1 protein-coding gene and 1 pseudogene are annotated in these 739 nt (G+C 45.7%); both read right to left on the bottom strand.

The window, feature by feature from the left end; all coding sequences use genetic code 11:
* A pseudogene (locus A3729_RS33725) lies at positions 1-230 on the bottom strand (hypothetical protein); the annotation flags it as partial.
* 162 nt (positions 231-392) lie between these two features.
* Positions 393-739: Rsd/AlgQ family anti-sigma factor (locus A3729_RS01235; RefSeq protein WP_068632997.1), on the bottom strand; the 347-nt coding region annotated here is incomplete at its 5' end.

Genomic DNA, 739 nt, shown 5'->3' with positions numbered 1-739 from the left:
GATGAGTATTCGCCGCTTTTATGATTCCAGTCATAGAGGCGCTCTTTCTTTTTGGTGTTCCAAAAGCTCCCGCCATGATGAACCGATCCGATGACCGCAAGGTATCCGTTAGGGCTGAGTTCGCCGCTTAGTAAGCCTTGAGTCGCAAGCTGTTTACTGCTAGTGGGGCCTTCCGCGCATGCGGCAAGTGCCAGACTGAGTAAAAGGGTAGAAGTTTGTTTTTTAAACACCGATAGACCTGATAGATTTGATTCGATTTTAAAAGGACGTCATTACATCTTTAGTATAGTCAGAGACGAGGAAAAAGAGAGAATAAATATGATCTGGAGGGGAAGCGCATAATATAGCCAGAATTAAGAAGTTCTGGCTATCGCTCAGGAGTTCATTTAGAACTAAGCGGTTGTGTCTGCGTGCACCGCGTGAAGTGCTTCAATCAGCGTGTCTTCAAGCTCAAAGCGCTCTTCAAGGGTTTTTCCTAAGGAGTCGAGCTCTTTAATAAGGCCTTCGATGCCATCGTCGACTTTATGTATATCGTCGAAGCGATCGTTAAACGCTAGAGATTGTTCGGTGGACATTTCAATGCGAGGAAGGATTTTCTTTGCAAGCTCAAGTCCACCGTCATCATACTCTGCTGCCTCGGCAACGAGTTGCTCGTAGACTTCGAAGTGTCCGACCGAAACATAGTCGACCAATATCTGGCAAAACGATTGGAACTTCTCTGCTTTATTTTCTTGAGAGC

Source organism: Oleiphilus sp. HI0043 (genome assembly GCF_001634935.1).
Note: the sequence above shows the minus strand (reverse complement) of the source record. Positions and strands in the feature narration are given on the sequence as shown.